This is a genomic window from Rhizobium acaciae, assembly GCF_025941625.1.
Lineage (GTDB): Bacteria > Pseudomonadota > Alphaproteobacteria > Rhizobiales > Rhizobiaceae > Rhizobium > Rhizobium acaciae.
Map to the genome: position 1 here is coordinate 1 of NZ_JAPCZO010000058.1, position 4,766 is coordinate 4,766.

At 56.5% G+C, this 4,766-nt stretch carries 3 protein-coding genes; 1 reads left to right on the plus strand and 2 read right to left on the minus strand.

Annotated features, from left to right (window positions below; genetic code table 11):
- Positions 1-143 precede the first annotated feature (143 nt).
- Together repB and repA are read right to left on the minus strand one after the other, a co-directional pair.
- Complete coding sequence (gene repB / locus OLZ32_RS38955; RefSeq protein ID WP_264398448.1) at positions 144-1,124, minus strand: plasmid partitioning protein RepB; 981 nt, start codon at positions 1,122-1,124, stop codon at positions 144-146.
- 75 nt (positions 1,125-1,199) lie between these two features.
- The gene (gene repA, locus OLZ32_RS38960) at positions 1,200-2,396 is read right to left on the minus strand and encodes a plasmid partitioning protein RepA (protein ID WP_128407550.1); all 1,197 of its coding nucleotides are present in this window, start codon (positions 2,394-2,396) and stop codon (positions 1,200-1,202) included.
- Between the two features lie 1,238 nt (positions 2,397-3,634).
- Between repA and OLZ32_RS38965 the strand changes: the two genes are divergently transcribed.
- Positions 3,635-3,841 carry a cold-shock protein gene (locus OLZ32_RS38965; protein ID WP_003549142.1) on the plus strand — a complete coding sequence of 69 codons (207 nt, stop codon included), beginning with the start codon at positions 3,635-3,637 and terminating at the stop codon, positions 3,839-3,841.
- Positions 3,842-4,766: the final 925 nt, after the last annotated feature.

Genomic DNA, 4,766 nt, shown 5'->3' on the forward strand with positions numbered 1-4,766 from the left:
CAGTTTAGGCAAAAGAATTCTGCTCACCAAAAAGCGGCGCCAAGACTCTTGACTGTGATTCGTGGAAATGCGATTCTCGATCTGCTACGAATACGAGGAAGGCTTCCACGACGGCGTCGTTGGGGGCCTTTTTCTTTTGCGGTCTACTCTCCTTGTTGAACGTTTCGGCCTCGATAAGCCTTGTAGAGATCCGTCAGGCTCTCGGAGAGGAAATCTCCAAACCCGACCGCATCCTTGGCCTTCAAAGCAAGTGTAAAAGTTCGTCCGTCGCTCCGTAGATCGGCGGCGACGGACTTGTCGTCGGACATCCATTTGCTCGCACGAACTTGTTTCGATGGAACTGATCGACCTGATTCCTTGATATGCGTCAGCAGGACGTTAAACCGATCGTCGCCTGTTTTAGTGTTGAACTCCTCCGTTCCGAGGAAGGCACGTGCCCTCTCCAAATTCGAGGGTCGCTCTAACAGGGTCTTCAGCTCATACCAGCGATCACGTCCAATGCCCTTGGCTGCTCCGACCGCATCCAACAATTCGCGAGGCATGCTCGCCACCGCGAGCATCTTCGATAGGGTCGCCCTGTCCACGGAGAGCGCTGAGAGAATGATTGCGTTGTCACCATCGAAATGAAGCCGCGCGATTTCACTCGCGAACATTGCCTTCTCAAAAAATGACAGATTGGCGCGCGCTGAATTCTCTTGCCCCTGCGCGACGAGATGATCACTATCTTTTAGGTCTTTAACGACTGCACGGACGTTTCTTCCGAGCGCCCTTGCCGCTCGAAGACGTCGATGCCCGAACACCACCATATAGCGCTCGGAATCCTTGGGGTGAGGCCGCACCAGGATCGGGCTGTCCTGCCCCCGCTCCCGAATTGCCGAAAGCAAATCGTTGAACTCCTGTTGGTCTTCCTCAATGCGATCGCGGACGAATGATGCATCGACTAGATCCGGGTCCAATTCGATGACAGTCTCACCCTCCAGTAGCTTGTCTGCACGGGCCGCCATCTCATCGATGGAATTCAGGATCGACTTAGACGCGCCCCGGATGGTGTAATCAAGCACCGCCCGGTTGCTGTCGGTCGGCGTGTCGCTCATCACATTCGCAAATGGGTTCTTCCGAGCCATACCGCTATCCTCGAAGCCACGTTATCGCTTTGTTTCGGTTGCAAAATCTTGCTGTTTTGACGGCGGTCAACATCGTTAGAGCCTCCCCCAAGCCCTGTGGATCAATCCTTGGATCTCGAAATTGACGGCATCCATGCATTCGATCGCGCGGTCATAGGTTTCTCGCGTGAAATTTGAGCGATCGAGCTCGTAGAGGGTGCGTTTCGTCAAGCCGGCATCGGAGATCGCCGTTGTCTTCACCATCGGGCTCTTGAGGATTTCCTCAGCAAACATCGATTGCATGAAGCCCAGCATCTGCACCTGCGGTACATCGGTTGGCTCAAATCGGGTAATCAGGTAACGGAGCCAGTCCATGCGCACATTGGCGCCAGCCTTTTTAATTGTCTTGGTGATATTGCCGAGCATGAGCAGGAACTGCGACATCGACATCAGGTCCAACATTTGCGGATGGACTGTAATCAACACGGAGGTCGCCGCAGTGAGCGCGGTTAAGGTGAGATATCCCAGTTGCGGAGGGCAATCGACCACCACGACGTCGTAGCGGCTGTCAACTTCCTCGAGCGACTTGCCGAGACGCGTGAAGAAGCGCTTCCCATCCGTGCCAGCCTGCATGGCAAGGGGCGTGTCGTATTCATATTCCTGCAATTCCAGATTCGCCGGGACAATATCGAGGCCAGGGAAATTGGTCGGCAGAATGACGTCGGCAATCGACTTGCGCTCGTCGTCATAGCGTATCGCATCGTAGAGCGAGGGATTCCGATCAAGCTCCGGCTGGAAACCGTGCAGAGCCGAGAGCGACGCCTGTGGGTCAAGATCGATGGCAAGCACGCGGTGTCCGGTCAGCGCCAAGTGCTGCGCAAGGTGAGCCGTTGTGGTCGTCTTGCCAGAGCCTCCCTTGAAGTTGACGACCGCAATGACCTGCAATTTATCGCCCGGCTTGCGGTGAGGAACATATTTCTTAGCTTCCGACTTCCCTGTCCTGTCCAGAAAAAATCGCAGCTCCAACATCTGTTCGGCAGTGTAGTATCTGCGATTTCCCGACATTGTGACTGGCTTCGGGCCCTTGCCGTCGAGATAGAGGCGCTTCAAATTGCTCGGGGTGACGCCAAGATAATGTGCGACCTCCGCGAGCGAGAACTGACGCAGGTCTTTCTTCGCGTTCGGGGGAAAGTTCTCCAGACGCAGTTGATCGAGCTTGCGCGAGATTTCCGCACCTTGCATCAGGATCTTGTCGTCAAACTCAAACGACGGTAGCGGGCTAAACGCGTTCATTGTGCCTTGGACCATTCTGTCGATAAAATCACCAAAACCGGAGAAATGTCGTCATTATCTCCGATTCTCTGAGTCTCACAAGGGAAATAGCGTTAACAGGAAGTCAACGCACAGCAGAAGTGCAGGTCATAGCGATTCTCTGTTAAAGGGAAGGTCGTGATCTCCTTATTCACAGATCATGTTGACTGCCGTCAAAACGGTGGATTTTGATAACAAACGCAATAGCTTAAAAGCTCAGTCCCTTGAGCTCTCTGTTAGCTGCGGTCAAATTCGTGCCCCGACGACGATCATAAAGAGAACGCCGGCAACCACCCGAGCGCCTGGCGCTAAACAGAGACGCTGGGGAATCGGGAGGACTCGCATACCTTCTCGCAAGCGGAGGGACTCTTATTCCGCCTCAAACACGGTGACGCGCCTGGCTGTACTGATGGACGTTGACCAAGCTCGGCAAAGACCGTGGACGGGCTGCTTGAAGAGGGCGCCGAAAAAGGTGATGCGAGCGTCCGACACATTATAGTGATTTGCTCCGGCGCGCGCTCGCAAGCCTGAACGGATGGGCTGGGAAAGCACGCGACTATTCCGCAGCAGCGGGTTTGCCTATACGACGGAAAGACGCCTCCGACATCCCCCGGTGAACGATGCGATGGCCCTGTTGCACATGCCCCTTTCGAAGGCTTCTGACTGATCTCGTCGGATAGCGATTTCGCGCGATTACCCTCCCGGGTCCGAGAGCGGGGCGCCGACGTTTTCACCTTCGACGAGCAGAAGACCGGCTGAACGCTTCCGCCTGGCCAGCCCGCCAGTGGCTCGTCTACACCGAGAACGTTCTTCCCCGCGCGAAGCCAAAGACGAGCAGAACCCCGCACCTGCCGACAAGCCGCTACAGCCGGCAACTGCGGCCGTGCCGTTCATCAAAGGTGCTGTCACAGGAGAGCCCCGAAGGCTGGTGGGGCAATATGCGCATCGTCGGCCTGGCACCAGACTTCGCCTGACGAATGTTTGACTTTCGAAAACTCGGCGAACTCATCCGCAAGACAAACCAGTTCAAGGTCCGCCAGGCCGCGGCCCATCGGCATCCGTGTTGAGCAGCACGTCCGAAGTCGCGCCACCACCGCGTGGGGTCGGCGGGGGCAGGGAGATGTTGAGATGGCTTTTCGTCGTGGTCAGAAGCGTCTATCAGCACAGGCGCAAATGGGAGCGTTGCTTGGACCCGAAGGTCGGATCAACGGGAAGACGCAATGGCGACCGGTACGGTAAAGTGGTTCAACGCAACGAAGGGCTCCGGCTTCATCCAGCCGGACGACGGCAGCATCGATGTGTTCGCCCACATTTCCGCGGTAGAGCGGACTGGCCTCCTTGGCCTCAACGATGGCCAGAAGATTGCCTACGAACTGGTGAAGGATCGCATGTCAGGCAAGATGTCGGCGGACAACTTCCAAGCCTAGGCCTGATTGCTTTGCGATCGTGGGCAGGCCGCGCGGTTCCGGCCTTTTCCGCGTGCAGTATAAGGTATGCGCAACATCGATGTGGGCGCCAAGATCTCGCCGCTCCACCGCATTGGCGAGTTTTCGGGAGCGCCGAAGCCGAGTGCTGTGGTTCAGCCGGCCTGCCACATCAGATAGTCGTTCACACCGCACGCCCATTCTTTCTTTCCGCGTGGTTGACGTAGCTCCGCGCTTGCGCGTGACTTGTACAACGAGTCGAATGTCGCGATTGGGGCCTCTGTGAGGTACCCAGAACCGAGCCTGTGTGCGGACGAGGCCGGCCCTCTTGCAGCGGCTCCGCCGCCGGGTAGGGAGGGGAGGGGAGGCCCCTTAGAATAGGTGCACAAGATTCGAGATGGGCGAGAAAGGAGGCGACTGCCTCTGGCGTAGTCTCGCCTATCCCTTGGCGGCCGAGCTCCTTGTAAGTTGCGACGTCCGACGGACATGTTGAGCGCAATCTCATTGGAAGGCCGGGTTCGTCGTAGAGATCGTCTGAGGCCGATCCAGCCGCGAGATGCCAGATCGTGTCGATCGGATGGCGGTTCTTCCGCCGGCGCGGTTGGACGTCGTAAAACTCAAGCGCTTGCTCAACGAGCTTGTTAACCGGCATATTGGTGCGCCGTGCGGGCTAATGAGCCAGTTCCTTGACCTTGGCTGTGCGCACCGAGAGCTGGGGTTTGGACATCGGTTTGCGTTCCGCGGGTCAGGTCTGAGCGATAACATTGCTCGCAAAAGGGCACAGATTGAGCGTAGAGATGGCTTACTGCCGATACTTTCCCCATGGTGACAGAAGTAATTAGCCATATCGCTTCTAGTTAACGTGGCATTTACCATAATTTCAATGCGTTATGTTTTTTCGGACTGCCATAGGAACAACTGCGGCTGG

Bases quoted from the DNA above. Each gene is read 5' to 3' on its own strand.
- repB (WP_264398448.1), bottom strand. From the start codon at position 1,124: ATGGCTCGGAAGAACCCATTTGCGAATGTGATGAGCGACACGCCGACC.
- OLZ32_RS38965 (WP_003549142.1), top strand. From the start codon at position 3,635: ATGGCGACCGGTACGGTAAAGTGGTTCAACGCAACGAAGGGCTCCGGC.
- repA (WP_128407550.1), bottom strand. From the start codon at position 2,396: ATGAACGCGTTTAGCCCGCTACCGTCGTTTGAGTTTGACGACAAGATC.